The 26,910-nt window shown below is 56.4% G+C and carries 25 protein-coding genes and 1 pseudogene; 17 read left to right on the forward strand and 9 right to left on the reverse strand.

Going from position 1 to position 26,910, the window contains the following annotated elements; genetic code table 11:
- The first annotated feature begins 18 nt into the window (after positions 1 to 18).
- The 8 genes from puuR (at position 19) to M8370_RS11495 (ending at position 8,064) form a co-directional block, all read left to right on the forward strand.
- The gene (gene puuR / locus M8370_RS11465; RefSeq protein ID WP_013096835.1) at positions 19 to 576 is read left to right on the forward strand and encodes an HTH-type transcriptional regulator PuuR; all 558 of its coding nucleotides are present in this window, start codon (positions 19 to 21) and stop codon (positions 574 to 576) included.
- Positions 577 to 733: 157 nt separating this feature from the next.
- Entirely contained in the window at positions 734 to 2,227 is a 1,494-nt protein-coding gene (gene puuC, locus M8370_RS11470; protein ID WP_250021077.1) for an aldehyde dehydrogenase PuuC, read from the forward strand.
- Positions 2,224 to 3,504 carry an NAD(P)/FAD-dependent oxidoreductase gene (locus tag M8370_RS11475; RefSeq protein WP_114518728.1) on the forward strand — a complete coding sequence of 427 codons (1,281 nt, stop codon included), beginning with the start codon at positions 2,224 to 2,226 and terminating at the stop codon, positions 3,502 to 3,504. Before puuC ends, M8370_RS11475 begins: the two co-directional genes overlap by 4 nt.
- A gap of 25 nt (positions 3,505 to 3,529) precedes the next feature.
- Positions 3,530 to 4,801, forward strand: coding sequence for a 4-aminobutyrate transaminase (gene puuE, locus M8370_RS11480; RefSeq protein WP_114518727.1), 1,272 nt, complete (start codon positions 3,530 to 3,532; stop codon positions 4,799 to 4,801).
- A 150-nt stretch (positions 4,802 to 4,951) separates the two neighbouring features.
- Complete coding sequence (locus tag M8370_RS11485) at positions 4,952 to 6,439, forward strand: carboxypeptidase M32 (protein WP_038419273.1); 1,488 nt, start codon at positions 4,952 to 4,954, stop codon at positions 6,437 to 6,439.
- A gap of 149 nt (positions 6,440 to 6,588) precedes the next feature.
- A complete protein-coding gene (gene asr / locus M8370_RS11490; RefSeq protein WP_150057180.1) occupies positions 6,589 to 6,966 on the forward strand; it encodes an acid resistance repetitive basic protein Asr in 378 nt (125 codons plus the stop codon).
- A gap of 90 nt (positions 6,967 to 7,056) precedes the next feature.
- On the forward strand, positions 7,057 to 7,140 hold the full coding sequence (gene ydgU, locus M8370_RS23610; protein WP_020688251.1) for a small membrane protein YdgU: 84 nt from the start codon (positions 7,057 to 7,059) through the stop codon (positions 7,138 to 7,140).
- Between the two features lie 102 nt (positions 7,141 to 7,242).
- Entirely contained in the window at positions 7,243 to 8,064 is an 822-nt protein-coding gene (locus tag M8370_RS11495) for a trypsin-like serine peptidase (RefSeq protein WP_230135279.1), read from the forward strand.
- Between the two features lies 1 nt (position 8,065).
- Here the strand turns inward: M8370_RS11495 and M8370_RS11500 are convergent, their stop codons facing one another.
- The 4 genes and pseudogenes from M8370_RS11500 to M8370_RS23615 form a co-directional block, all read right to left on the reverse strand.
- Positions 8,066 to 10,228, reverse strand: coding sequence for a bifunctional diguanylate cyclase/phosphodiesterase (locus tag M8370_RS11500; protein WP_048971274.1), 2,163 nt, complete (start codon positions 10,226 to 10,228; stop codon positions 8,066 to 8,068).
- An 82-nt stretch (positions 10,229 to 10,310) separates the two neighbouring features.
- Entirely contained in the window at positions 10,311 to 10,640 is a 330-nt protein-coding gene (mdtI, locus tag M8370_RS11505) for a multidrug/spermidine efflux SMR transporter subunit MdtI (protein ID WP_013096842.1), read from the reverse strand.
- Entirely contained in the window at positions 10,627 to 10,989 is a 363-nt protein-coding gene (gene mdtJ / locus M8370_RS11510; RefSeq protein ID WP_029882799.1) for a multidrug/spermidine efflux SMR transporter subunit MdtJ, read from the reverse strand. The genes mdtI and mdtJ overlap by 14 nt, the downstream gene beginning before the upstream one ends.
- A gap of 116 nt (positions 10,990 to 11,105) precedes the next feature.
- Positions 11,106 to 11,276, reverse strand: a pseudogene (locus M8370_RS23615) (protein YdgV).
- Between the two features lie 131 nt (positions 11,277 to 11,407).
- Here M8370_RS23615 and M8370_RS11515 point away from each other — a divergent pair.
- A complete protein-coding gene (locus M8370_RS11515; protein WP_020688252.1) occupies positions 11,408 to 12,445 on the forward strand; it encodes an AI-2E family transporter in 1,038 nt (345 codons plus the stop codon).
- A gap of 17 nt (positions 12,446 to 12,462) precedes the next feature.
- Here the strand turns inward: M8370_RS11515 and M8370_RS11520 are convergent, their stop codons facing one another.
- Positions 12,463 to 13,488, reverse strand: a complete 1,026-nt coding sequence (locus tag M8370_RS11520) for an LLM class flavin-dependent oxidoreductase (protein ID WP_038419270.1) — start codon at positions 13,486 to 13,488, stop codon at positions 12,463 to 12,465.
- A gap of 178 nt (positions 13,489 to 13,666) precedes the next feature.
- Here M8370_RS11520 and yajD point away from each other — a divergent pair, with 178 nt between their 5' ends.
- Positions 13,667 to 14,014: an HNH nuclease YajD gene (gene yajD, locus M8370_RS11525; RefSeq protein WP_250021079.1), complete on the forward strand. Its 348-nt coding sequence runs from the start codon at positions 13,667 to 13,669 to the stop codon at positions 14,012 to 14,014.
- 129 nt (positions 14,015 to 14,143) lie between these two features.
- Here the strand turns inward: yajD and M8370_RS11530 are convergent, their stop codons facing one another.
- A complete protein-coding gene (locus M8370_RS11530; RefSeq protein ID WP_047352542.1) occupies positions 14,144 to 14,932 on the reverse strand; it encodes a MipA/OmpV family protein in 789 nt (262 codons plus the stop codon).
- A 90-nt stretch (positions 14,933 to 15,022) separates the two neighbouring features.
- On the opposite strand from M8370_RS11530, the gene M8370_RS11535 reads away from it, so the two are divergent.
- The 4 genes from M8370_RS11535 (at position 15,023) to M8370_RS11550 (ending at position 21,209) form a co-directional block, all read left to right on the forward strand.
- Entirely contained in the window at positions 15,023 to 15,718 is a 696-nt protein-coding gene (locus M8370_RS11535) for a response regulator (protein WP_013096847.1), read from the forward strand.
- Positions 15,715 to 16,911 (forward strand): sensor histidine kinase, encoded by a 1,197-nt coding sequence (locus M8370_RS11540; RefSeq protein WP_029882796.1) that lies wholly within the window; start codon positions 15,715 to 15,717, stop codon positions 16,909 to 16,911. The genes M8370_RS11535 and M8370_RS11540 overlap by 4 nt, the downstream gene beginning before the upstream one ends.
- Positions 16,912 to 16,989: 78 nt before the next feature.
- Positions 16,990 to 18,138 carry an efflux RND transporter periplasmic adaptor subunit gene (locus M8370_RS11545; protein WP_250021080.1) on the forward strand — a complete coding sequence of 383 codons (1,149 nt, stop codon included), beginning with the start codon at positions 16,990 to 16,992 and terminating at the stop codon, positions 18,136 to 18,138.
- On the forward strand, positions 18,135 to 21,209 hold the full coding sequence (locus tag M8370_RS11550) for an efflux RND transporter permease subunit (protein WP_250021081.1): 3,075 nt from the start codon (positions 18,135 to 18,137) through the stop codon (positions 21,207 to 21,209). Before M8370_RS11545 ends, M8370_RS11550 begins: the two co-directional genes overlap by 4 nt.
- A 317-nt stretch (positions 21,210 to 21,526) precedes the next feature.
- Here M8370_RS11550 and M8370_RS11560 read toward each other — a convergent pair whose 3' ends face one another.
- Together M8370_RS11560 and M8370_RS11565 are read right to left on the reverse strand one after the other, a co-directional pair.
- A complete protein-coding gene (locus M8370_RS11560) occupies positions 21,527 to 21,973 on the reverse strand; it encodes a hypothetical protein (RefSeq protein ID WP_040023081.1) in 447 nt (148 codons plus the stop codon).
- 72 nt (positions 21,974 to 22,045) lie between these two features.
- The gene (locus tag M8370_RS11565; protein WP_058661255.1) at positions 22,046 to 23,104 is read right to left on the reverse strand and encodes an SDR family oxidoreductase; all 1,059 of its coding nucleotides are present in this window, start codon (positions 23,102 to 23,104) and stop codon (positions 22,046 to 22,048) included.
- Between the two features lie 97 nt (positions 23,105 to 23,201).
- Here M8370_RS11565 and M8370_RS11570 point away from each other — a divergent pair, with 97 nt between their 5' ends.
- From M8370_RS11570 to umuC, 3 genes are all read left to right on the forward strand, one after another.
- Entirely contained in the window at positions 23,202 to 24,089 is an 888-nt protein-coding gene (locus M8370_RS11570) for a LysR family transcriptional regulator (RefSeq protein WP_058661253.1), read from the forward strand.
- A gap of 149 nt (positions 24,090 to 24,238) precedes the next feature.
- Positions 24,239 to 24,673, forward strand: coding sequence for a translesion error-prone DNA polymerase V autoproteolytic subunit (gene umuD / locus M8370_RS11575; RefSeq protein ID WP_029882790.1), 435 nt, complete (start codon positions 24,239 to 24,241; stop codon positions 24,671 to 24,673).
- On the forward strand, positions 24,657 to 25,919 hold the full coding sequence (gene umuC, locus M8370_RS11580; protein WP_023620348.1) for a translesion error-prone DNA polymerase V subunit UmuC: 1,263 nt from the start codon (positions 24,657 to 24,659) through the stop codon (positions 25,917 to 25,919). The genes umuD and umuC overlap by 17 nt, the downstream gene beginning before the upstream one ends.
- Positions 25,920 to 25,956: 37 nt before the next feature.
- On the opposite strand, the gene M8370_RS11585 is transcribed toward umuC, so the two are convergent.
- On the reverse strand, positions 25,957 to 26,820 hold the full coding sequence (locus tag M8370_RS11585; protein WP_250021083.1) for an aldo/keto reductase family oxidoreductase: 864 nt from the start codon (positions 26,818 to 26,820) through the stop codon (positions 25,957 to 25,959).
- Between the last annotated feature and the right edge of the window lie 90 nt (positions 26,821 to 26,910).

Below are 26,910 nucleotides of genomic sequence, written 5' to 3' on the forward strand. Positions count from 1 at the left end.
CGTAAAGGAAATGCAACTATGAGCGATGACGGACTGGCGCCAGGGAAACGTCTGTCTGAGATCCGTCAGCAATTGGGTCTCTCGCAGCGGCGTGCCGCCGAACTGTCTGGGTTAACACACAGTGCCATCAGCACCATTGAGCAGGACAAAGTCAGTCCTGCCATCAGTACGCTGCAAAAGCTGCTGAAAGTTTATGGGCTGTCGCTCTCGGAATTCTTTTCGGAACCGGAAAAACCTGATGAACCGCAGGTGGTTATTAATCAGGAAGACCTTATCGAAATAGGCAGTCAGGGGGTTTCGATGAAGCTGGTTCATAACGGAAATCCGAACCGTACGCTGGCGATGATTTTTGAAACTTACCAGCCAGGAACCACGACCGGAGAGAGGATCAAACACCAGGGTGAGGAGATCGGTACGATACTGGAAGGTGAAATAGTGCTGACCATTAATGGCCAGCCTTATCACCTGGTTGCGGGGCAAAGCTATGCCATTAATACCGGCATACCGCACAGCTTCAGCAACACCTCGGCAGGCATCTGCCGCATTATCAGTGCCCACACCCCCACCACGTTCTAATTACCACTCAGTCCCGACGTAAGTGCGCTTACGCCGGGACAAATAAAAACGATCAATGTCGGCATTCAACGGGTTAATTCCCGGGATGCCTCACGGCTTCGTATTGCCTGAAACGGCCATGACCTTATTTATCTGATTGCGAAAGAAAGGAGTGAATATGCATTTTCAGCACCTGACTTACTGGCAGGATAAAGCAAAAAACAGCGCCATTGAGACCCGGTTATTTATTAACGGTGCCTATTGTGACGCCGCCGATAATGCCACGTTTGAAACCGTCAATCCCGCTACCCAACAGACGCTGGCGAACGTGGCCCGGGGCAAGCAGGCGGACGTGGACCGTGCAGTTCAGGCGGCGCGTGAGGTATTTGAGCGCGGTGACTGGTCGCAGGCGTCTCCGGCGCAGCGCAAGACCGTGCTCAATAAGCTCGCCGATTTAATGGAACGCCACGGCGAAGAGCTGGCCTTACTGGAAACACTGGACACCGGTAAACCCATCCGCCACAGCCTGCGCGACGATATTCCCGGCGCGGCGCGCGCCATTCGCTGGTACGCCGAAGCGGCGGATAAAGTCTACGGCGAAGTGGCGCCTACGGGGCCGGGCGAACTGGCGATGATCGTGCGCGAGCCGATCGGGGTGGTTGCGGCCATCGTTCCCTGGAACTTCCCGCTGCTGCTGGCCTGCTGGAAGCTGGGTCCGGCACTGATTGCGGGCAATAGCGTGGTATTGAAACCCTCGGAGAAATCGCCACTCACCGCCCTGCGGCTGGCCGGGCTGGCGAAAGAGGCGGGCCTGCCGGACGGCGTGCTGAATGTGATAAGCGGTTACGGCCACGAAGCGGGCCAGGCACTGGCACTGCATCCAGAGGTCGAGGTGCTGACCTTTACCGGCTCTACCCGTACCGGCAAGCAGCTGTTGAAGGACGCGGGAGAAAGCAACATGAAGCGCGTCTGGCTGGAGGCAGGTGGCAAGAGCGCCAACATTATCTTTGCCGACTGTCCGGACCTGGACAAAGCCGTGAGCGCGACCGCCGCCGGGATTTTTTATAACCAAGGGCAAGTCTGTATCGCCGGTACCCGCCTGCTGCTCGAAGACAGCATCGCCGATGATGTCCTGGCAAAGCTGAAAGCGCAGGCCCGTCACTGGCAGCCGGGCGATCCGCTCGACCCTGACAGCACGATGGGCATGCTCATCGACGCTGCACATGCCGATACCGTCCACACGTTTATTCGCGAGGGAACCCGAAAAGGTACGCTGCTGCTGGACGGGCGGGTACAAGCATGGCCTTGTGCAGTCGGTCCCACCATTTTTGTCGACATCGACCCTGCCTCCCCGCTGTGTCGGGAAGAGATTTTCGGGCCGGTGCTGGTCGTCACCCGTTTTAAAACCGAAGAGGAAGCCTTAACGCTGGCCAACGACAGTGAATATGGGCTTGGCGCGGCGGTATGGACCCGCGATCTTTCCCGCGCGCACCGCATGAGCCGCCGTCTGAAAGCAGGCTCGGTCTTCGTCAATAACTATAACGACGGCGATATGACCGTACCCTTTGGCGGCTATAAGCAGAGCGGCAACGGTCGCGATAAGTCCCTGCACGCGCTGGAAAAATTTACCGAACTGAAAACCATCTGGATTGCCCTGGAGTCTCAATCATGACCGAACATACCACCAGCTACTACGCGGCCAGCGCGAACGCTTACGAACCTTTCCCGACGCTTAACGAGTCGATCAGCTGTGACGTGTGCGTGGTGGGCGGCGGCTATACCGGCCTCTCCTCCGCGCTGCATCTCGCCGAAATGGGCTACGACGTGGTGCTCCTTGAAGGGGCGCGCATCGGCTTTGGCGCCAGCGGACGCAACGGCGGCCAGCTGGTTAACTCTTACAGCCGCGATATCGACGTGATTGAGAAAAACTATGGACCCGATGCCGCCAGAGTCCTTGGGAGCATGATGTTTGAAGGCGGGGAGATCATCCGGGAGCGTATCCAGCGCTATCAGATCCAGTGCGACTATCGTCCGGGCGGGCTGTTTGTGGCGCTAAACCATAAGCAGCTCGAGACGCTGGAGGAGCAAAAAGCCAACTGGGAACGCTACGGCAATACGCAGCTGAAGTTGCTGGACGCCAGTGCCATCCGCCGGGAAGTCGACAGCGAACGCTATACCGGCGCGCTGCTGGACCGCAGCGGGGGGCATATTCACCCACTGAACCTGGCGATCGGCGAAGCGGACGCGATTCGCCTGAACGGCGGGCGGGTGTATGAACAGTCCCCGGTGACCGCCATTCAGCACACCAGCCCGGCTGTGGTAAGCACACAGCATGGCCAGGTGACGGCCCGCTACGTGATCGTCGCCGGGAATGCCTACCTGGGCGACAAGATAGAACCGGAACTGGCAAAACGCAGCATGCCCTGCGGCACTCAGGTTGTGACCACCGCCCCGCTGCCGGAAGCGGTCGTCCGCACGCTGATCCCCAATAACTACTGCGTGGAAGATTGTAACTACCTGCTGGATTACTACCGTCTTACCGCCGACAACCGCCTGCTGTACGGCGGTGGCGTCGTCTATGGCGCGCGCGATCCGGACGATGTCGAGCGCCTGGTGATGCCAAAGCTACTGAAAACCTTCCCACAGCTGGCCGGTGTCAAAATCGACTACCGCTGGACGGGCAACTTCCTGCTGACCCTGTCGCGCATGCCGCAGTTTGGTCGTCTGGATAAAAACATCTATTACATGCAGGGCTACAGCGGCCACGGCGTCACCTGCACCCACCTGGCCGGACGGCTGATCTCGGAACTGTTGCGCGGTGACGCTGAGCGCTTTGATGCGTTTGCCAACCTTCCGCACTACCCCTTCCCGGGCGGTCGCAGCCTGCGGATTCCATTCACGGCGATGGGCGCGGCGTATTACAGCCTGCGCGATCGTCTTGGCGTATGAGCGTTTCGACAAAAGGGTATCTGACATGAGTAACCAGGAATTTCATCAGCGTAGACTTTCTGCCACCCCGCGCGGCGTAGGCGTAATGTGTGATTTCTTTGCCCGCACGGCGGAGAATGCCACGCTTACCGACGTGGAAGGCAACGACTATATTGATTTCGCCGCCGGGATCGCGGTACTGAATACCGGCCATCGTCATCCTGAACTGGTGGCCGCAGTGGAAAAACAGCTTCACCAGTTCACCCACACGGCCTACCAGATTGTGCCGTATGAAAGCTACGTTTCATTAGCCGAAAAACTTAACGAGCTGGCTCCGGTGCAGAGCCCGGCCAAAACGGCATTCTTCACAACGGGCGCAGAAGCGGTGGAAAATGCCATTAAAATCGCCCGGGCCCACACCGGCAGACCGGGCGTGATTGCCTTCGGAGGAGGCTTTCACGGTCGAACCTATATGACCATGGCATTAACCGGCAAGGTCGCGCCTTATAAGCTGGGATTTGGCCCCTTCCCGGGGTCGGTTTATCACGTGCCCTATCCCTCGGAGCTGCACGGCATCACGACGCAGGATGCCATCACGGCGATAGAACGTCTGTTCAAAGCAGACATTGAGGCGAAACAGGTAGCAGCGATTATTTTTGAACCCATTCAGGGTGAAGGCGGCTTCAACGTCGCCCCGCCAGAGCTGGTGGCCGCCATCCGCCGTATCTGTGATGAACACGGGATCGTGATGATTGCCGACGAAGTACAGAGCGGTTTCGCCCGTACGGGGAAACTGTTTGCCATGGAACACTACGCCGACAAGCCCGACCTGATGACGATGGCGAAAAGCCTGGCAGGCGGAATGCCGCTGTCCGGCGTGGTGGGCCGCGCCGAAATCATGGACGCGCCGGCGCCTGGCGGTCTGGGGGGGACCTATGCAGGCAACCCGCTGGCGGTGGCCGCCGCGCACGCGGTGCTGAATATTATCGACAACGAGTCACTGTGCGCCCGCGCCCGACATCTGGGCGATCGACTGAAAGCCACCCTGGAAGAGATTCAGGGCACCTTCCCTGCGCTCGTGGCGATAAGGGGAAGAGGATCGATGATTGCGGCGGAGTTTTTTGATCCCGAGAGCCGTGCACCTTCGGCCGCCATCGCACAGGCGATCCAGCAAAAAGCACTCGCCCAGGGCCTGCTGTTATTGATCTGCGGCCAGTACGGCAACGTGATCCGCTTCCTTTATCCGCTGACCATTCCGGATGCCCAGTTCACCCAGGCGCTGGCGATCTTGCAACAGGTTATGCGTGATAAGGCCTAATTACCTACCGAAAACCGTCTCCCGGCATTCCGGAGACGGTTTCAACGGAGGAGATCGGCTTAGATTTCCTCCGTGTGGGAAATGCTGGGGAATTTGGTCTGTTTCATTGTATGCTCCCTGAAACACATCCCTGGCAAGAGGAAATAAGAATTGCAAAAAACATCCGCCTATCAGTCACTTGTGAAAACCTTCCAGCGTCTCTCCCGCTTCTCGCACCTCTCCTCCATCGCCAGCTGGGACATGTTCACCATGATGCCGCCCGGCGGCAGCGCCGCGCGCGGTGAAGCGCTGGCGGAGATGAGCGTCCTGCAACATCAGATCCTGACCGACAAAAAAGTGGGTGAATGGCTGGCTGCAGCGGCAGGTGAAGATTTGAATGACGTCGAACAGGCCAACCTGCGTGAAATGACGCGTCAATATCAGCAGGCCTCGCTGCTGCCGGAATCGCTGGTGGAAGCCAAATCGCTGGCGGGCAGCAAATGTGAGCACGCCTGGCGTACCCAGCGTCCGGCCAATGACTGGCAAGGCTTTTCCGCCAATCTGAAAGAGGTGGTAAAACTCAGCCGTGAAGAGGCGCGTCTGCGCGCGGAGGCAAAAGGTTGCTCACCTTACGATGCGCTGCTGGATATTTTTGAGCCAGACATGACCAGCGCCCGTCTGGACGTGCTCTTTGCCGACATGAAGTCGTGGCTGCCGGATCTGCTGGCAAACGTGGTCGACAAGCAGGCCAGGCAGACCTTCGTTCCGCCTCAGGGCCCCTTCCCGACGGCAACGCAGCGTGAGCTGGGGCTGGAAGCCATGAAGATGCTCGGCTTCGATTTCAACGGCGGTCGTCTGGACGTGAGCGCGCACCCGTTCTGCGGCGGCGTGCCGGAAGATGTGCGCATTACCACGCGGTATGACGAAGATGAACTCCTCAGCGCCCTGTTTGGCGTGATCCACGAAACCGGACACGCGCGCTACGAACAGAACCTGCCGCGCGCGTGGGCCGGTCAGCCCGTTGCCCTGGCGCGTTCAACGGCAATCCACGAATCCCAGAGTCTGTTCTTTGAGATGCAGCTTGGCCGCAGCGAGGCGTTCCTGAAACATCTCCTCCCTGCCGTTCATGCCCGTTTTGGCAGCCAGGCGGCGTTTAGCGAAGAGAACTTTATCGCCTGGAACCAGCGCGTGAAGCCGGGCTATATCCGCGTCGATGCCGACGAAGTGAGCTACCCGGCACACGTGGTGCTGCGCTATGAGATTGAGCGGGCGCTGATCAATGGCGATATCGAGGTGGAGGACATCCCGGCCCTGTGGGATGAGAAAATGCAGGCGTGGCTCGGGTTATCCACCAAAGACAACTACCGCAACGGCTGTATGCAGGATATCCACTGGACCGACGGCGGATTCGGTTACTTCCCGTCTTATACGCTGGGGGCGATGTACGCCGCGCAGCTGTTCCATGCCGCGAAAACGGCGCTGCCAGGTCTGCAGGCCTCTATCGCTGACGGGGATCTGTCGGCCCTGTTTGACTGGCTGCGCCAGAACGTCTGGCAACACGGCAGCCGGTTTACCACATCACAGCTGATCACCCAGGCGACGGGAGAAGATCTGAATATCCGCTACTTCCGTGAACACCTGACCTCGCGTTACCTGTAATGACCCACGCCGGGGAAAGCCCCCGGCGTTGTACAAACGGTTACACGCCGATACCAATCACTCACGGAAACCCCGAATTTACAGGGATATAGTTATTTCAACGGCCCCGCAGTGGGGTTAAATGAAAAACCAAATTCGAGGGTATGAACATGAATAAAGTATTAGCTCTGGTTGTTGCCGCTGCTATGGGTCTGTCTTCTGCTGCGTTCGCTGCTGAGACTACTGCAACTGCTCCAGCTGCCGCTGCACCTGCTGCAACCACCGCTGCACCGGCAAAAACGGTACACCACAAGAAACATCACAAAGCCGCTAAACCTGCTGCTGAGCAAAAAGCGCAGGCGGCTAAAAAGCACCACAAAAAAGCCGTAAAACAAGACGCCGCTAAACCTGCTGTTGAGCAGAAAGCACAGGCCGCCAAAAAGCACCACAAAAAAGCGACTAAACCCGCTGTAGAGCAGAAAGCTCAGGCCGCTAAAAAGCATCACAAAAAAGCAGTAAAACACGAAGCTGCTAAACCAGCTGCGTAAGAGTACAAGCTAAACCGTGCCCTTCGGGGCACGTTGGTAAACCGGCGCTGAACCTTTCAATACAGCGCCGTTTTTTTATCCGGAGGGCGTATGCTGCGACGCTATCGGTTTGAGTTGATCCTTATCCTGCTTATTTTATGCGCGCTCATCGCAAGCCAGTTTTATCTTTCCTGATCGTAGCACGCTGATTTTACTCCCACTTTAGCGCTGTCCCGTCTATAGTATTTTCATAGGGTTCACTTTTAATAATCATAATTACCCCCACCAGAGTGTGATATGCGTAAATCTGTTGTGTTATTACTGGGAACGTTTGCTCTTTTTTCTGGATTCGCGCATGCGGATGATGGCGATGATGACACCATTAGCGCCAAAGAGCTTAAAACGCTGTTTTTCGGTCATGATGATCGTACGCGTGTCGCCGATCCTACCCAGGCCCCGTGGGATGCCATCGGGCAACTGGAAACCGCCAGCGGTAACTTATGCACCGCCACGCTGATTACCCCTCAGCTTGCCCTGACCGCAGGCCATTGCCTGTTGACGCCGCCGGACGGCAAACCCGACAAAGCCGTGGTACTGCGATTTGTGTCTCAGAAAGGGATGTGGCGCTATGAAATTCACGGGATTGAAGGCCGGGTTGACCCTTCGCTGGGTAAGCGCCTGAAACCGGACGGCGACGGCTGGATAGTCCCGCCCGCTGCGGCCTCCTGGGATTTCGGTCTCATCATTTTGCGCTACCCGCCTTCTGGAATCACTCCTCTGCCCCTGTTTGATGGCGATAAAGCCGCGCTGACCGCCGCGCTGAAAGCCGTCGATCGCAAGGTGACGCAATCCGGTTATCCGGTCGATCATCTGGATACGCTGTACACCCACACCGACTGCATTGTGACCGGCTGGGCGCAAAACAGCGTACTCTCTCACCAGTGCGATACGTTACCGGGCGACAGTGGCTCACCGCTGATGCTGAAAACGGATAACGGCTGGCAGTTGATTGGTGTGCAGAGTTCAGCTCCGGCGGCCAAAGACCGATGGCGCGCGGATAACCGTGCTCTCTCGGTGACCGGTTTTCGCGACAAGCTGGATGCGCTGGCACAACAGTAAATCAGCACTGTTTGACCTGACGTAGCGCCACGATTGACTCAATCGGCATTGGCTGGCTGAACCAGAAACCCTGCAGTTGATCGCAGCCAGCCAGCCGCAGCAGTTTCATCTGTTTTTCGTTTTCCACGCCTTCCGCGACCACCGCCATGCCCAGAGCATTGGCGATACGCACCGTTCCACTCACCAGCGCGGCAGCCTGTTCGTCGTTATCTACCAGCCCGGCGAGAGATTTATCGATCTTAATGGTGTCGAAATTAAAGCGCCGCAGATAGCCAATGCTCGAATAGCCCGTGCCAAAGTCATCCAGCGCTACCGCAGTGCCCAGCGCTTTAAGGTTAGCAATGGCCATACGGGCGCGCTCCGGGTTTTCCAGCACATAGGTTTCCGTGACCTCCAGCTGCAGCCGGTTGGCCGGGAATGAAGTGGTATCAAGCACCTGGGCGACTTTGTTTTCGAATTCAGGATCGCGAAACTGTGCGGGCGAGATGTTAACGGAGAGTTTTAGCTCGCTGAACGGTACCATGTCCCGGCACGCTCGTTGCAGTACAAACTGGCCCAGTTTGTAAATCAGGCCGCTGGTCTCGGCAATGGTAATAAAGGTGTCCGGGCCAATCTCGCCGCCCGGACGGCGCGGCCAGCGCACCAGCGCTTCAACGCCGCTCATTTTCTGACTCCGTGCGTCAATGATTGGCTGGTACCAGACCTCAAATTCCTCCCGCTCCAGCCCGTTACGGATCTGATTCTCAATCGCCAGCTGGCGTTCACGGGCGCTGTTCAGCTCCGCGTCGTAGTGAGTGATCCGCCCTTTGCCAGTGATTTTGGCGTGATACATGGCAATATCGGCACGGCGAAACAGTTCGGAGCTGCTGCACTCAATCAGGGTGCCGCTGGCAATACCAATACTCGCGCCAATATGAATGGTGCGACCGCCCAGCCGTATGGGGGTACTAAGGAAGTCCAGCACAGCGTTGGCAAACGCGGTGGCGAGCGTTTGCGCATGGTCGCCACCGACGGTCATAGCAAATTCATCGCCGCCCAGGCGCGCCAGCATTCCCCCCGGAGGAACACGCTCACGCAACGCCTTCGCTATCGCCACGATCAAATCGTCCCCCACGCTATGACCGTAGATATCGTTCACATCCTTAAATCCATCAAGATCGATAAACACCACGCTTTTTACATCAATATCGCCGCGTAAACTTACCTGTTCCAGCGCCTCGATTAACGCGCGTCGGTTCGGCAAATGGCTTAACCAGTCCGTTCTCGCCACCAGCCGCGCCTGGCTCTCACCCCGGGCCAGTTTGTAGAGGCCCACGCTGCTCACCAGAATAAACAGCAGGATCAACGCCGATGCCAGCACCACAATCTGCGTGATATCGGATGAGGCCGCGCGGGCGGCTTCAGCGCCAGGAAGGCGTGCCTGCCAGTTGATATACCCCAGCAGCTCTCCTGCCGAACTGCGCAGCGGCAAGCTCAGATCGCTTATTTTGTCAGGGCTATAGTTGAGGTTATCAATCTGAAATGTCGTTCCCAGATCGGATAATATTTTGCCGTTAAGGTGGCGGGTAATGACCAGATAGCGGCGCGTGCCGTCGTTAACCTGTAATCGTCCGACCATCGGGCGAATCAGGCCAATCCCGATAAACGCCACACCGTTGCGCGTGCGGGTGATCCCCGCATAGATATTTTTATCGCGGGATAATGCACGCCGGTGTTGGTCAATCAGCGCTTTCAGACCATTGCCAAAAAAGTCGAGCGTCGTCTCGGTGAAGGGCTGGCTCTGAAACGAGCCCCAGATAACGTTGAAGTGTTCATCCAGCACGAAAGTGCCATCATAGAGGTTGTCGATCTTAAAGCCGGCGCCCCAGGTGTTATACAGCCATTGGGTATCGAGCTTTGGGCTGTAGGTCTCGCGAACCGCGTCGTCCCAGACTGCGTTATCTATGACCAGAGAAGAGATCCGGTTGACCGAGGTCTGAATCGCCCCTTTTACGGATAGCGCCGAGCGGTGTTCATCAATCTCGTTGGTTTTGGTGCTGATAAGATGTAGGGAGAGATAAAGCAGCGCGACGATGGAGATGATTAAGCCGATCCCCGCCATGAAGATCATGGCAAACAACGTTCTCGCGGTGGGAATATTGCGCCAGCTTAATGTGCGATACATCAGCCATCCTCATCATGTTTTGCTTTTCTAAGCGTAATACAGGCGGCGAATTTCGCCGCCTGTAGATGATGGCTGTCTTTTATCAGGCGAGTTTTATCATAATCATACCGGCCAGCAGCAATACCAGGCCGATCCAGCCTTTATTATTTAACCGTTGGCCGAAGAGCACCCACCCTGCTGCCAGGGTCGCGGCAATACCAAACCCGCCCCACAGGGCATAGGCCACAGACAGATCGATACCTTTGACCGCCTGAGACAGGGCGCTAAATGCCCCCAGCACAGCGGCAATCGACATCAGACCGTAAACTTTACGGCGAAAACCATCAGAGAATTTCAGAAACACGTTCGCCAGAATTTCCAGAACAATGGCGAACCCCAGCCAGGCCGCGTGGATCCATTCAAACTGCTGCATGGGTCTGCTCCTTCTGCGGTTTTGTCGGTTTACGTGTACCCGATTTAATCAGCACAATCCCGACTACCAGCGTCGTCAATCCGGCGATCTTCATTGTTGATAAGGTTTCGTCAAATAACAAAACGCTGAACAGCGTAATCAACAAAATACCGATACCTTCCCAGAGGGCATAAGCCACCCCCAGCGCGATTTTCTTCACCGCAAACGAGAGGAAAATATAGGAAAGCGAAATCATCACCAGCATTAAAATAAAACCGGTGTTGCCATCGCTGACGCTTGCCCATTTCATAGACAGCGTGCCGGTAATTTCAGCGAGAATAGCCAGGGCTAATAAAATCCAGTAAAACATGTTTTTCTCCTGCTTGAGAATATAATCCATCGCGGCTCGCTGCGAACAGCAAACCCAAAAAAGGAAATTAAATCAGATAGCTAAGCGCATGGCGCCAGCTCAGGCAGAAGACGTGACTATAGCGCGTTGCGCCAGTGTTGCTCACCGGACAGAAGGAAGAAAGAGGTGGAGAATACAGCAGTATGGTTTGAAGAATACGTCCTGAACAAATTGTCCATAAAATTACAATTATCCGCGGTGTTGCTTCTCGTCTTTGCGGATCAAAATTGTCCTCGGTAGTTAAACACGCTAAATTTGTACCATAAGCCAGGATTTTACTCAAAGTCTTTTCAATTCTTTACCGAGGCCGTTTGATTTTGGTTAGTTTATTAAACGCCTTTCGCCTTTATTATAAATAAAAAAATATGCAGGAATTGCCATGGCTAAACCCATCATTACCCTGAACGGCCTCAAGATTGTCATCATGCTCGGTATGCTGGTGATCATCCTGACGGGCGTTCGTTTTGCCGCCGATATTATCGTGCCTTTTATTCTGGCGCTGTTTATTGCAGTGATCCTTAACCCGCTGGTTCAGCGCATGGTGCGGATACGCATACCGCGCGTGCTGGCGATCACCCTGCTCATCAGCATCATTATTATCGCGATGGTGCTGCTGGTCGCTTATCTGGGCACGTCGCTGAATGAACTGGCGCGCACGCTGCCGAAATACCGCTCGTCGCTGGTGATACCCCTGTTGCAGATTGAACCCTGGCTGCAGCGCGCGGGCATTGAGGTCTCCGTTGAGGAACTGCTGAAGTATATCGACCCCAACGCAGCCATGACCCTCGTCACCAGCCTGCTGGCGCAGCTCTCCAACGCCATGACCTCTATTTTCCTGCTGTTTTTAACCGTGGTATTTATGCTGCTGGAAGTGCCGCAACTGCCTGCCAAACTACAGCATATAATGGTTCGGCCGGTGGAAGGCATGGGCGCGATTCAGCGTGCACTGGACAGTGTTTCCCGCTATCTGGTGCTGAAAACGGCGATCAGTCTCGTCACCGGGTGTGTTGTCTGGGGCATGCTGGTTGCGCTGGATGTGCGGTTTGCGTTCGTCTGGGGACTGCTCGCCTTTGCGCTTAATTATATTCCCAACATCGGTTCCGTGCTGGCGGCCATCCCGCCTATTCTGCAGGTGCTGGTTTTCAGTGGTTTGTATGATGCCCTGATTCTGCTGGCCGGTTATCTGGTAATTAACCTGGTCTTCGGAAACATTCTTGAACCGCGCATGATGGGACGCGGGCTCGGGCTTTCGACCCTGGTGGTGTTTTTGTCCCTGATATTCTGGGGTTGGCTGCTCGGCCCCGTTGGCATGCTGCTCTCCGTTCCGCTGACCATCATCGTCAAGATTGCGCTTGAGCAGACGGCGGGTGGGCAAAGTATCGCCGTACTGCTGAGCGATATGAGTCACAGAGGCTGAGCAACCCGTCAGTTAACCTACTCGCGCCAGCCCATTGCTGGCGCCACATGTTTGAGGATCGACTCAATCACATGCGCGTTGTAGTCCACGCCAAGCTGATTCGGTACGGTCAGTAACAGGGTATCCGCTTCGGCTATCGCGTCGTCCTGCTTCAATTGTTCAACCAGCTTGTCGGGCTCTGCCGCATAGCTGCGCCCGAAAATCGCCCGCGTTTTTTCATCCAGATAGCCCACGCTATCGCTGTCGTTGCGGCTGGCCCCGAAATACATCCGGTCACGATCGTCCATCAGGGCAAAGATACTGCGGCTCACCGACACGCGCGGCTGACGGGTATGGCCCGCCTCAGCCCAGGCCTGACGATACGCGCGGATCTGTTTTGCCTGCTGAATATGGAACGGCTCGCCGGTTTCATCGTCTTTCAGCGTTGAGCTTTGCAGGTTCATGCCCAGTTTTGCGGCCCAGACCGCCGTTGCATTTGAACCGGCGCCCCACCAGATGCGGTCGCGTAAACCTTCGGAATGAGGCTCCAGGCGCAGCAGGCCCGGCGGGTTCGGGAACATCGGTTGCGGGTTTGGTTTCGCAAACCCTTCTCCGCGCAGCACCTCAAGCAGCACCTCGGTATGACGACGCGCCATATCCGATTCGTTTTCCCCTTCCTGCGGGACATAGCCAAAGTGACGCCAGCCATCAATCACCTGCTCCGGCGAGCCGCGGCTAATTCCCAGCTGCAAACGCCCGCCAGAGATCAGATCCGCCGCCCCGGCATCCTCCGCCATGTACATTGGGTTTTCATACCGCATGTCGATCACGCCGGTACCGATTTCGATGGTTTTGGTTTTTGCGCCTATCGCCGCCAGCAAGGGGAACGGCGAGCTGAGCTGCCGGGCAAAGTGGTGCACACGGAAATAAGCGCCATCGGCACCCAGCTCTTCAGCGGCCACGGCCAGGTCGATGGACTGGAGCAGCGTGTCCGCTGCGGTTCGGGTACCGGACTGTGGCGACGGCGTCCAGTGACCAAATGATAAAAATCCGATCTTTTTCATAAGGGGTAATCCTGAGAATGTGTTGCGTTTCTTCTACTCTACGCATTACCGGGCAACAATAAATGCCGTTTATTTAACGGAAAGCGTCAAATAAATTGACTGACCTGAGCAGATCGCTAATGCGTTCCATAATGGGATATAATTTCGCTCACTCTTTTCCTGGCAGGTAATATCGGCAATGGCTCTGATCCCTAAAAACTACGCGCGGCTGGAAAGCGGCTACCGTGAAAAAGCATTAAAAATTTATCCATGGGTCTGTGGGCGCTGCTCACGGGAATTTGTCTATTCCAACCTTCGGGAACTGACGGTTCACCATATCGATCACGACCATACCAATAACCCGAAAGATGGCAGTAACTGGGAGCTGTTGTGCCTGTTTTGCCACGATCATGAACACTCGAAGTACACCGAAGCGGATCAGTACGGCACCACCGTTGTCGCGGGAGAAGACGCGCAAAAAGATGTGGGTGTGGCCACTTTTAATCCGTTTGCTGATTTGAAAGCGATGATGAACAAGAAGAAATAATCTTCCAGGAATTTTCTCGCTCCGGCCAGCTCTGTTCACCCGTATACATAGACGTACCAGGTAATGACATAGATGGCCGTAATGATTACCCCGGCTACGCCGAGGAAGATCGCGTCTCTCACCACCACACTAGAATGTCCAGGTGATGGCGGCGGTGACAGCGCCTTCGTTACGTCGCGATACGATCGGGCTGTTTTTTGCATGCTCCCCAAGCCAGGTGTAGTTGGCACTCAGTACCGTGCCCCAATGGGTATCGAACTGATGACTCCATGTCAGGCTGCTGTCTATACCGTAGAATCCACCGGGCGCTGAATAACGGCTATAACCGGAGCGCTGACTCTGCTGCTGACTGACGCCATACCAGGTATTCATGTAACGGCTGTCGCCAAACAGGGATGCAGACTGAAAAGCAATCGTGTCCTGACTGGTTTGTAGAGGAAGCAGCGTGACAGAGGCCTGGTAGTTTACCCCCTGACTGTCCGTTACAGGCAGGGTCGCTTTGCCTTCCACACTCAGCCAGGAAGTGATTTGCCAGCCGACCGCCAGCCCGGTATTCAGGCTGGTATCGATCTCTCCCATCCCTTTCAGATTATTCGCTCCCTCGCGCCAGCTGGCGTTTTCGTCCGCCCTCCCCAGGTCGTAACCCAGCGTATGTTCAAGGTACACGCCGCTGTCATTTTGCAGGTCATATCCAATGCCTTTCTGCGCATCAATAAAGAATGCACCTTTGCGCCCCTGTAAAACCGGCACCCCTTGCCATACCTGCTTGTCAGAGCCTGAATAACGAGGTGCATAGCGTCCTCCTGCCCCAATGGTCAAATAGTCGGAAGACGTTTGTGCCTCATCGGCGTGTACGCCGGATGCTGCCGTCATCAGAAACGGAACGGTCATATACAGGGCTTTTTTTCTCGCTATCATACTGGTCTCCACTTCTACGTTGTGCGCAGTATGATTTGGCTAAATCAATGAATAGTCGGGATAGTGTTAAGAAACGGTCAAGGTGAACAGATGTTGTCCAGAAGAGTGCTGATTATTGAAGATGATGCCGATGCGGCTGGCGTACTTGAAGCCTATTTACGCCGTGAAAATTACGATGTGAACGTCACGGGGGACGGGCTGGCCGGGCTGGAGATGGCGCAACGCTGGAAACCCGATCTTGTCTTGCTGGATGTCATGCTTCCCGGACTCAACGGAACTGAGGTGCTGGCCAGCCTGCGTCGCAAAAGCGATGTGCCCGTTATCATGGTGACGGCTATGGGCGATACGCCCGATCGCATCGGCGCGTTGAGATACGGGGCTGATGACTATGTCGTTAAACCCTATCATCCAGGTGAAGTCGTGGCACGGGTGCAGGCGGTGCTGCGCCGGAGCAATAAAAACACGCGCGAAGAAGAGATCCTTCGCTGGCAGACGCTGGAGGTGGATGTCACAGCCATTGTGGCGAGCATCATCAATGATGACAACACGCCGCGGGTTCTGGATCTGACCCCAACGGAATTTTCGCTACTGACCACGCTGATGCGTTCACCTTCGCGTCCTTTTTCCCGTCAATATTTACTGGAGCACTGTTTGCCGGAAAGCGAGGCCCTGGAGCGGGTGGTGGATACCCATATTTATAACCTGCGTAAAAAACTCGAAGCCGCGGGTCTTTCCGGCGTGCTGGTTAACGTTCGCGGCGTGGGTTACAGGTTCAGACAGCCATGATAAAGACCCGTCATTCCTCCCTCTGGCGCTGGATTTGCGCGCGCATCCTGGCGCTGGCGATTGGCAGCGTGATTGTTATAGCAGCCTGTATGTGGCTGCGTTACGCCGTGCAGAACTACTGGATAATGGGCAAAATGCCCGCAGCGGTCCGGCAGGAGTTTCTCACGCTCAGCCAGAATCCGCAGTCAAACCCGGCCCGCTTTCACGATATTGTAGACAGCTGGTGGGGGCTCAGTTATTCCACCCCATCTATCGCCTCGGCTGACTGGGTCACCGTGGCTCTGCTGGTGCTGGTGATGATCCCCTTCATTGTGGTGATGGGACTTAAGCACGCTCGTCCTCTGGCGCTGCAGTTCAGCTGTCTTCGTGATGCGGCCAAAGATGTGGCCGATGGACAGTTTGGCCGACAGGCAGAGCTGGTGAGAGATGCGCCCGCAGAAATGATCAGTTTTGCGGCTGACTTTAATACCATGACCGGACAACTGGCTCGCTATGAAAAGGAGCTTCGCGCCTCGCACGTTGCCATGGCACATGAGCTGCGCTCTCCCCTGACGGCAGCCATTGGACGTCTGCAGGGTATGATGGACGGCGTGTTTGACGCCACCCCGGAGCAGTTGGGGATGGTGATGAAACAGCTCCAGCACCTCAACCGGCTGACCGATGAATTGCACCTTCTCTCTTTGGCTGATGCGGGAAATCTTGTGCTTGAAGACAGGCCATTCCGTCTGGATGAGCTGATTCAGGAGCGGGCAGACTGGATAACCCCGCAGGCCGATGCGCAAAATTTTACGATAACGTTGCGTAACCCGCGCGCATGCCCCTTCAGAGGCGATGCGTTCCGTATGGGACAGGTATTTACGATCCTCATGGAGAATTCACTCCGCTACGGACGCGAGGGAGGCCATCTGGAGGTGACCCTGCATTATGCCCAGGGGCAGTACACCCTCGAATTCGCCGATGACGGTCCGGGTGTATCAAAGCACTTTTTACCGGACATGTTTAAGCGATTTAGCCGCGAGGAACAATCACGCGCCCGGCACTCCGGTGGCAGCGGCCTCGGTTTATCAATTGCGCAGGCGATTTGTCAGGCGCATGGGGGAAGTATTAGCGCGTCATTACCAGAAACCGGAGGGCTTCTGGTGTGCATCCAGCTGCCCTGGCGCGCTTGTGACGAGGAAAATTCCCGCTCTTGATAAACCCTTGACACAACATCGAATCTTTCTCGATGAACAGCCGATTAAATAACGCCATCCCTTTTCTGGAGCGGCGTTATGTCAGACGAATTCATTCTCTCCCTCCGCCACAGCCTGCATCATGTATACAGCGTGGCGCGCACCCTTTCCTGGCTACACTTTATTCCCCTGGTGATACTTGCCCGGGCTATCTTCCCGCTAACCGGTTGCGGCGATAAACACGAAAACACGCCGCCCCCCGTGCGGGCGGTACGCTACAGTGTGGTGGGTTCAGCGAAAACGCTGCCAGCACTGGAAAGAACCGGTGAGATCCATGCCCATGATGAGACGACGCTGAGTTTCCGTACCGGGGGCAGGATCCTCACGCGCGTCGTCGATATTGGCGACCGGGTTACCGCCGGGCAACTGCTGGCGACCCTCGACAATACCACCGGACAAAATCAGCTCGACGCGGCCACCGCTGACTATGAGGGTGCCAAAGCCTCAGCGCAGATTGCCGCGCTCAACGTCAACAGAATGCAAACGCTGATGCCCACCGGCGCTATAGCCCGCACACAACTCGACACAGCCCGTGCAGACTGGCTTGTCGCCAGCGCGCGTCTGAAAAGTAGCGAGGCGGCACTGCGCAACGCCCGGGAAAGTCTGGGCTGGACCCGCCTTCTCTCGCCGAAGGAAGGCATCATTACCGCGGTTAGCGCCTCTGCGGGCCAGATTGTCAGCGCAGGCCAGTCGGTGCTGACGCTGGCGACCGGTGAAGCCCGCGATGTGGTGTTCGATATTGCCGCGCCTGATGAGATCCCCTCACCGGATAAGGCTGAATTCCGCGTCGCCTTGCTCAGCGACCCGACGGTCTATGCTTCAGCGGTGTTACGCGATATCACACCTCAGGCCGATCCCCTGACCCGTACCTGGCGGGTCAGAGCCACCCTGAACAACCCACCCGCCGCCATGGCACTGGGTGCCAGCGTCACCGTAACCCTGCCCTCCAGTGCCGCGTGCGGTTACGTCCTTCCGGCGTCGGCACTGAGTCGTTACGCAGACAAGCCCGCTGTGTTTGTAATCAACCGGCAATCTCAGGCGCAACTGCGCGTGGTTGTGCCTGCACGTTATACGGCCTCCTCCGTCATCATCGCCTCCGGTCTTGCGCCCGGTGACAGAGTGATTACGGCTGGCGTGAGCAAATTACGCTCAGGAGAACAGGTGATTGCTGGGGAGGAGCAGCCATGAACATGAGAAGCACAAAAGAGACATTTAACCTCTCCGCCTGGGCGCTTAAAAATCAGCAGATGGTCAGTTTCTTTATGCTGCTGGTGATGGCGATGGGCGTGTTCTGTTACGAGCGCCTGCCGCGCAACGAAGATCCGGCGTTTACCATCAAAACGGCCGTGGTCTCCGCGCAGTGGCCGGGGGCATCGGTAGCGGACACGACTCGTCTGCTGACGGATACGCTTGAGAAAAAGTTACAGGAGATCCCCTGGCTTGATTATATCGAAAGCGAAACCCGGGCAGGACGCTCCGTTATTCATGTCAACCTGCGCGATGATACGCCGCCGCAAACGGTGCCGGATATCTGGTACCAGGTGCGGAAGAAAATGCAGGATATCGCCCCGTCCCTGCCAGAAGGCGTTCAGGGCCCTGACGTCAACGACGAATTTGACGACACGTTCGGCACAATTTATGGCTTTATCCCCGAAGGCTATACCCTGCGGGAGGTTCGGGATCGGGTGGAGACACTGCGTCGGGAGCTGATGTCCCTGCCGGATATCGGCAAAACCACCCTGCTGGGTGAACAGCAGGAACAGATGGTTCTGGCCTTTTCCCCGGCCCGTCTGGCGGGGATGGGTCTGGATATTCAGCAGGTTGCGGAGGCGCTCAGGGCGCAGAATGCAGTCGTCCCGGCGGGCATCATGCGCACGGGGCAGGAGAACATCGCACTCCACGTCAGCGGTGCGCTCACCTCAGAGGAGAGTTTACGCGCGGTCACGCTGCATATTAACAATCGTTATATCCCCCTGAGTGACATTGCCACCCTCACCCGGGAAAGCGCCGAGCCGCCCTCACCGGCGTTTCGGGTTAACGGAAAACCGGCCATCGGACTGGCGATTTCAATGGCGCCGACAGGCAATATGCTGCGCTTTGGCGCCGCGTTGAATCAAAGAGTGGCCGCCCTCAGCGCCGGGCTGCCGCACGGTATCGAGATGGTGAAGGTCGCCGATCAATCCGCGGTAGTCAGCGACGCGGTGAGTGGTTTTATCAGGGTCCTTATTGAAGCGGTGGTTATCGTCCTGGCCGTTTCATTTGTCTCTCTGGGGCTACGGGCGGGGCTGGTTGTGGCTGCGGCAATCCCGCTGGTTCTGGCCATGACCTTCGCCGGAATGATGCTGGCCGGGATTGGCCTGCAGCGCATCTCGCTCGGGGCACTGATTATTGCGCTGGGTCTGCTGGTGGATGACGCCATGATCACCGTGGAAACCATGGTTTCTCGTCTGGAGGCTGGCGATTCCCGTCGGCAAGCGGCAACCCGGGCGTTCACCACGACGGCATTCCCGATGCTCACCGGCACACTGGTGATGATCGCCGGATTTATTCCGGTCGGCTTTGCGGCATCCAGCGCGGGTGAATACTGCTTTTCTCTGTTTGCGGTAGTGCTGACTGCCCTGCTGTGTTCATGGGTGGTCGCGATCCTGTTTTCACCGCTGACCGGAACATGGCTGCTGCCCGAGAACGTCAGGCATCATACCTCCGGCCCGGGGCGGCTTGCTCGCGGGTATCACTGGCTGCTGCGTAAGGTATTGCGCCACCGACTCACCACCGTGCTTTGCGCCCTTGCCGCACTGGTTTTGTCCATATACGGGACGACATTTATGCAGGGTGAGTTTTTTCCCGCTTCCGACAGACCAGAGCTGCTGGTGAGCCTGACACTTCCGGCCAACGCCTCACAGCCGGAAACGCAAAGAGAGGCCGAAAAGCTGGAGAAGGCGCTGGCAGACAATAGCAATATCGATCATTACTCAACATACGTAGGATCGGGCGCTATCCGTTTTTATCTGCCAATGGATGTGCTGCTGGAGAATGAAAACAGTGCCCAGTTGGTGGTGGTCGCGAAAAACCTCGCCGCCCGCGACCGTCTGCACGCACAGCTGAACAAGATACTGGCGACGCAATTTAGCGACATCATCACACGCGTATCGCCCCTGGAGCTCGGCCCCCCGGTCGGCTGGCCAATCAAATACCGGGTTAGCGGGCCGGACTATGTGAAGGTTCGGGCGCTGGCGAATCACCTGACGGAAGTGATTGGCCAGTCACCGCTCTCACGTGAAGTCAACCAGACCGCCGGTGAACCGGAGAGAGTGATTACCCTTGAGGTGAATCAGACGGCAGCCCGGGCTGCGGGCGTGTCGTCAGAAAGTCTGGCCCGGACGCTGAATACGGTCTGGTCCGGCAGCGTCGTGACCTCAATACGGGATAATGACCGGCTGGTGGATGTGGTGCTCCGCGCCAGAGACAGTGAACGTCTTAATCTGGCCACACTGTCGTCACTGACCGTGGAGGGGAACGATGGCAAAAAAATTCCGCTCAGTGCTGTCGCAACGCCGGTCTGGGGTGTGGACGATCCGGTTGTCTGGCGTCGTCAGCGCCTGCCGTTTATCACCGTGCAAACTGACCTTGCGCCGGGACTCAGAGCCGAGGTCGTCTCCGCCGCGCTGCGCCCGGCAGTGGATAAACTGCGTGCCCGTTTGCCTGCGGGCTACAGTATTGAGGAAGGCGGCGCGGTTGCGGAATCCGATAAAGGAAACCGCTCTGTCTTTACCGTTCTTCCGGTGACGCTGGTCATTATGTTGTTATTGCTGATGCTTCAGCTACGACGCTATTCCCGGATGTTTCTGGCCCTGTTCATAGCCCCGTTTGGCTTACCGGGCATCGTTCTAGCGATGCTGCCGGGTGGAACACCGATGGGGTTCGTCGCCCTGCTGGGCGTGATCGCGCTGGCGGGCATGATCATTCGTAACGCGGTGATCCTGATCGGCGAAGCTGACAGCAATCTGGCTCAGGGGATGACGAACGATGCCGCCATTATCGCAGCCGCAGAGCACCGGGCCAGACCTATCTGTCTGACCGCCTGTGCCGCCATTCTGGGCATGATCCCCATCTCGCACCAGGTATTCTGGGGACCTATGGCGTATGCCATTATCGGGGGGTTGCTGGTCGCGACGCTGGTCACACTCACGGTACTGCCCGCGTCGTTCAGTCTGTTATTACAGTGGGGGGACGGTTTACGCAACCGGCACAGCGTATAAAACCCGGTCTGTGCTGAAAGCGAAATTGTCCCCCGATCCGTTACGCGGCCGTCAGCGCAAAACGGGTTCTCAGGACCTCAGCAATATCCTCTTCCGCCAGTTGCTGTGTCTTTGTGCCATTTGCGGTGATGGTCTTCAGCATATTGCCCAGCAGGATCTGGCGTCCTCCTTCGTTGCCAGGAGGCCGAAGGTCTGATCAATGCGCTGGAGGTGCATCGTCGCGATTTGTGACGGGCTGGCGGGTACCGCGTTCAGAGCGTCGATGCGTTAATGGTTAGTGACTGGCTGGATCGTCTCTGAATGCCGCATGGTGGCATTCAGAAATTGAAAATGGAAAGATCTTTAATATCGGCGTGTGGATTGGCGTTTTTTACCGCTATCAAAAAAGCAGAGAAATTATGATTAAACATCGTTACGTTCGGGTAAAACTGCACCTGTTTTTCCCTTCCGTTTTCAACATAGCTTACTGACCAGATCCGACGATTATTGACCATCGTCGATCCCGGCTTAATGTTTACTATCCTGGCCAGTTCAACCTGAGTGGTTCTATCCTTCTGAATTTCATAAAAATATCGCTCATCATAAAAATAAACCTTGCGGGAAAAACAATCAAAAAACCACGGGTTAGTGGATATTTTCTTCTTGCCCTGGGCATCTGAAACGATGCGTTTTGGCTGGCGAAATGACCTCACTCCATTCCTTATCACCAGATATAACCCAATAACCGGCAGAGCCATTAATAAAACGCTGATTGCTTCCCGCATATTCACCAATCCCGTTGATCACAGTCATGAGCGAGTATAACGGGTTCGTTCCTGAGAACAACATCCCCCCTGTCAGGGAATAATGCGTGCCGCCCTGAGCTGTGCGAACAGGCTGAAAAACATCTCGTCGGTGGCCCGCATGGCGGTGAATCCGGCCCGACGCAGCTTGCTGCCATCGCCAAACATATCGTAATCCCAGCCAAACACGAAGTCGGCAAACTGTCCGTCATTCAGCTGCAAAATATCGCTTTCCACCAGCCCGCGAGCTGCGGCGAGTTCGCGCCATACCGCGCGGTAGTCCGTAAACAGCTGCTGAAATGAGAGCCGGACCGGGGGGGCAGACTCCAGTTCAAACCAGTGTGCAATGCGTGGCCACAGCTCGCTCCAGCGCCAGATGTCACCGTTATTCACATTGAATGCCTGGTTCTCTGCTACCGGCGACGTGGCGGCCCACACGGTCGCCTCTGCCAGCAATTCACCGTCTGTATGATCAACAATGCTGTGCCAGGTCTGTTCGGCGCCGGGAAAACGCAGCGGTAAATTCAGCGCCTTACACAGCGATGCGTACAGCGCGATGCTCAGGGCAAGATTCATGGCGTTACCCGGCACCGTGCTGCCCACCACGCCCGGCCGGATGGCGCTCCAGTGCCACGCTTTTCCCCGTTGAAAATCGCTAAGCCACCTGAGCTGGGCCGCGTTAAACTCCGCGCCCGGTACGCCGGGATCGCTTTCACGTGCCGGGGTTTTGAACGGGCCAAGATGCGCGCCGTAGACTTTGTAGCCCTGCATCAGGCTGACCGTCTCAAGGGGCGCCGTGTTTTCGAGGTTACTGACCAGATGGCGCAGCATGGTGACGTTCGGTTCAACCATCTCTGTCCAGTTCGCGGCATTGGCCCAGGCGCTGTAAAACACATGAGTGATCCCGCTGAGCGATGACAGTGTCCGCGCGCTGTCCTGCGCATCCAGTAAATCAACATTAACCATCGCAATGCCTTCAGGGTGAGATACCGCCTGGCGGCTCAGGCCAATGACCTCCCACTGATGGCGCAAAAGCGTTTTGACCAGCTGGTTGCCAACAATCCCGCTGGCGCCAGCGACCAGCGCGACCCTGTGTTGCTGCGTCTTATTCATGGTGTTTCTCCGAAAGGGGTGACAGACACAGTGTGATCTATTATTTTTTTCTGATATATCCCCCAAATCCGATGGCATTTATAAGCAGAATCACGAAATGAATAACAAGCTCAACGCCATTTCCACCTTTCTGCGCGTCGCCGAAGCGGGCTCCTTTTCCGCTGCCGCCCGCCTGGCCGGGATCAAGCAGTCCGCCGTCAGCCAGCAGATCGCCGCCCTTGAGGAAGAGCTCGGTGTGGTATTGCTGCATCGTACAACGCGCAGGATGAAGCTCACCGCGCAGGGTGAGCGTTACCGGCGGGATATGCAGCTTGTGCTGGAGGCCATGCAGGAAGCAGAGCGACGCCTGAACCCGGTTGAGCATCAATATCAGGGAGCCGTACATGTGCAGTTGCCGAGCGGCCTGGGCCAGCTCGTGTTGCCGCGCCTGCTGACGCTACAGCGCATGAATCCTGAATTACATCTGCAGGTTTCGCTTGATGACCGCATCGCCGATCTGGTCACCGAAGGGGTGGATGTGGCGCTTCGGCTGAGCGCGGAGCCTCCGCAAACCCATGCCGCACGCGTACTGGCACGCATTGAAACGCCGCTCTTTGCCGCTCCGTCATTCCCGCCGGTAGAGTCCGTATACACGCTGGCGGCGCTTCCCCACGTGCGATTCAGCGGCATCCCGCCGGACGCCCCTTTGCGCCTGGTTTCTGATGACGAAACGATTGATATTGCAGTGAATACCGTTTTCCGCGCCAATACCAGCGACGCCCTGTTACAGGCGCTGGAGGCAGGCATGGGTATTGGCGGTATGCAACTACCGCTCGCGGCACGGGCGTTGCAAACCGGCACGCTGGTGCAGGTACTCCCCGCGTGGCGGTTACCCGACCGCTTTCTCTATGCGGTTTATCCGGACGCTCGCTTTATTCCACACAGGGTCAGAAGCGTTGTGGGGGTTATAGAACAGCTACTGCCTGAAATAATTAAGAAAAATTAAACATTCCAGAATGCATACTCGCCAGCGCGCCTTGTTGAACTAAAAATTTTCGACTTTCAACGAGTTCCGGAAAATTCCCCTCCCGTCTCTTGATCGTTCTGGTTAATCATGAATACTGTATATAAACACAGTAATATGAGTTAACCATTATGCAGTTGATCTCTCCTTTGGGGCCTGATGCCACGTTATTGCTTCCGTTGTTTATGGAGCGGGTGCCCTGTGGCTTCCCCAGCCCTGCTCAGGATTATGTCGAGGATAGCCTTGATCTGAACAAGCTGGTGATCAAACACCCCAGCGCGACCTATTTTGTCAGGGTGAGCGGTGATTCGATGATCGGCGCAGGCATCAGCCATGGTGACCTGCTGGTGGTTGACCGTTCGTTAAACGCCGTTCATGGCGATATTGTGATTGCGGCGGTTGCGGGCGAATTTACCGTGAAGGAGCTGCAAACGCATCCGCGTCTTCAGCTCATCCCCCATAATCCTGACTACGCACCGGTCGTTTTTGCCGCAGAAGACGAGCTGGAGATCTTCGGCGTTGTGACGTTTACCCTGAAAGCTAACCGCCATGTTCGCGCTCGTTGACGTAAACAGTTTTTACACCTCCTGCGAGACGGCGTTTCGGCCCGACCTTAAGGGGAAACCCGTGGTGGTCGTTTCAAACAACGACGGCTGTATCATTTCACGTTCAGCAGAAGCAAAAGCATTGGGGATCGGCATGGCCGGTCCCTACTTCAAGCTGAAGGATGAGCTGAGACGCCAGAAGGTACACGTCTTTAGCTCCAATTATGCGCTGTATGCGGATATGAGCCGCCGGGTGATGACCATTCTCGAAGAGATGGCCCCGAGAGTGGAGATCTACTCGATTGATGAAGCCTTTCTGGATCTGACGGGCGTCAGCCAGTGTATGTCTCTGGAGGCGTTCGGTCAGGCTATCCGCCAGCGCCTGTACAAAGAGACCGGCCTGCTGGTCGGGGTCGGTATCGCGCCCACCAAAACCTTAGCCAAGCTGGCTAACCATGCCGCCAAAACCTGGAAGAAAACCAACGGTGTGGTGGATTTATCGAATATCGATCGTCAGCGTAAACTGCTGTCACTGGTACCGGTCAGCGAAGTGTGGGGCGTCGGGCGCAGGATCAGCAAAAAACTGAATCTGATGGGGATTGAGACTGCCCTGCATCTGGCGGAATGTTCAAGCTGGGTGATCCGTAAACACTTTAATGTCGTGCTGGAAAGAACCGCCCGCGAGTTACGCGGTGAACCGTGTCTGGCGCTGGAAGAGTTTTCGCCAACAAAGCAACAAATCATCTGCAGCCGCTCCTTCGGCAGCCGTATCACCCGGTATGACGATATGCACCAGGCGATCTGCGCCTATGCCGAACGCGCCGCCGAGAAGCTGCGCGAAGAGAAACAGTTTTGCTGCTATATCAGCGTCTTTATTCGCACCAGCCCGCATGCAGAGGACGAGGTTTTTTATGGTAACCAGGCCTCCGGCAAGCTGACGATCCCCACCAACGATACGCGGGATATTATCAGGGTAGCTATCGAGTCATTAAACCGAATCTGGAAAGAGGGACATCGCTATATGAAAGCGGGCGTCATGCTCAGTGACTTTTTTAGTCAGGGCGTGGCGCAACTTAGCCTGTTCGATGAACACCCACCGCGGCCAGACAGTACAGCCCTGATGCAGGTTATCGACCGCCTTAACCGTTCAGGCCGGGGGTCTGTGTGGTTTGCGGGCCAGGGGGCGGTGAAATCCTGGGCGATGAAGCGGGATATGCTGTCGCCCTGCTACACCACGCGCTATTCCGATCTGCCGATCGTTAAATAACAAAGCCTGGATCCCTCCGGGCTCTGTTTATACGTGGTTACACCAGCGCATTTAGCGTAGCCAGCGCGTCGGGCGGTAACACCAGCTCCCCTGCCGCGAGGTTTTGCCGCAGATGCGCCACGGAAGAGGTTCCCGGGATCAGCAGAATGTTCGGAGAACGTTGCAGCAGCCAGGCCAGCGCAACCTGCATCGGTGTCGCCCCCAGGTCGTCCGCCACCGCCTGCAGCCCGGAAGATTGCAGCGGCGTAAAACCGCCCAGCGGGAAGAACGGCACATAAGCAATCCCCTGCTGCGCAAGCGAATCCACCAGCGCATCGTCACTACGGTTCACGATGTTGTACATGTTTTGCACACACACCACGGGCACCATCTTCTGCGCCTCGGCAACCTGCGTGGCGGTGACATTGCTCAGACCAATATGTCGCACCAGCCCTTGCTGCTGTAGCTCTGCCAGGGTGGACAGCGGTTCAGCGATCGAGCCTTCCGCCGGTCCGTGTGCGCTAAACATACTCCGCAGGTTCACCACGTCCAGCACATCCAGCTGCAGATTGCGCAGGTTGTCGTGTACCGCCTGGGTCAGCTCCTGGGCGGAAAAGGCCGGCAGCCAGGCGCCTTTATCATCGCGTCGCGCACCGATTTTGGTGACGAGGGTAAGATCGTCCCGGTACGGATGCAGCGCCTCGCGGATCAGCTGGTTAGTCACATGCGGACCATAAAAATCGCTGGTATCGATATGATTCACGCCCGCCGCCACGGCTTCCCGGAGCACCTCCAGCGCGGCATTTTTGTCCTTCGGTGGCCCAAAAACGCCCGGCCCGGCCAGCTGCATTGCGCCGTAACCCAGCCGTTTAACCGTGCGTGTGCCCAGCGCGTATGTCCCGCTTTTATCGATGCTGCTCATGTTCACCTTCCTCATAAAAAAGATCCGGATTTACAACAGGTTCCCGACCAGAACCCATAGTTAAGCGTGAGTTAAATTAAAGTTTAAATT

The sequence above is a fragment of the Enterobacter cloacae complex sp. OE43NF genome, assembly GCF_023544405.1.
Taxonomy (GTDB): domain Bacteria; phylum Pseudomonadota; class Gammaproteobacteria; order Enterobacterales; family Enterobacteriaceae; genus Enterobacter; species Enterobacter cloacae.